At 24.6% G+C, this 1,037-nt stretch carries 1 protein-coding gene; it reads left to right on the top strand.

Going from position 1 to position 1,037, the window contains the following annotated elements; translation table 11 throughout:
- Positions 1–71 precede the first annotated feature (71 nt).
- A complete protein-coding gene (locus D0X99_RS20280) occupies positions 72–1,025 on the top strand; it encodes a glycosyltransferase (RefSeq protein ID WP_119479693.1) in 954 nt (317 codons plus the stop codon).
- Positions 1,026–1,037: the final 12 nt, after the last annotated feature.

The following is a 1,037-nucleotide window of genomic DNA, read 5'->3' as shown; positions in this document are numbered from 1 at the left end:
ATTAAAAAAAATTCTTACACAATCTTCAATAAAAACTATAGTTTGGAAAATGGATTAAAAAATTACTATAAATGGTTAATGGGATTAGAAAAAGAATAGGTATTATTTTTAATTTTAGCCATAGTTGGTTAGGTGGAGTTTATTATATTCAGAATATTATTAAAGGGTTGAATCTTTTAGAAGATGAAATAAAACCAACAATAGTAATCTTTCACAATGAAGATTTATCTGGATTTGCTAAAGAAATTAATTATACATACTTAGAGCTAGTTTCTTGGAATTTTATTTCAATTTATAAAGGGTATTTTTTATCTTGGTTATTTCAGAAAAATCTATTTATTCAGGATATTTTAGACAATTTTCAGTTGGATGGTATTTATCCTTTATATGATCAACCTGTTTCTGTAAAAAATAAACAAATAAAGATTGTAGCATGGTTTCCTGATTTGCAACATAAATTTTATCCTAAATATTTTGGTTTTATTAATTTAGTTTTTCGTGAAATTCGTCTAAAACTTATGTTGAAAAATTCAAATGTTTTAGTTGTCTCTAGTAATGATGTTGCAAGTCATTTTAAAAAGTTTTATAAGATTCCAAGTTCTTGTAGAATTCATGTTTTTCCTTTTATTTCTTTTGTTGATGGTGTTAATTTTGAGAATATTGATGACTTATTAGTTAAGTATAAATTACCAAAAAAGTATTTTATTGTTTCAAATCAATTTTATGAACATAAAAATCATATTGTGGTTTTTAAGGCTTTATCTATTTTAAAGGAAAAAAATATTAAAACTCATATTGTATTCACTGGAAAAATGGATGATTATAGAAATCCTTTGTTTATTAAGGAATTGGAAAATAAAATTATTGATTTTGGAATCAGTGAATATGTTTCGCTTTTAGGAATGATTCCTAGGTCCGATCAACTCTGCCTATTAAAACATTCACAAGCTGTTATTCAACCTAGCCTTTTTGAAGGTTGGAGTACGGTTATAGAAGATGCTAACTTTCAAAAGAATATAAGGTAAAGTAATAACTAT

The sequence above is a fragment of the Algoriphagus lacus genome (assembly GCF_003583985.1).
GTDB classification, from domain to species: domain Bacteria; phylum Bacteroidota; class Bacteroidia; order Cytophagales; family Cyclobacteriaceae; genus Algoriphagus; species Algoriphagus lacus.
This window is presented reverse-complemented; position numbering and strand designations above follow the sequence as displayed.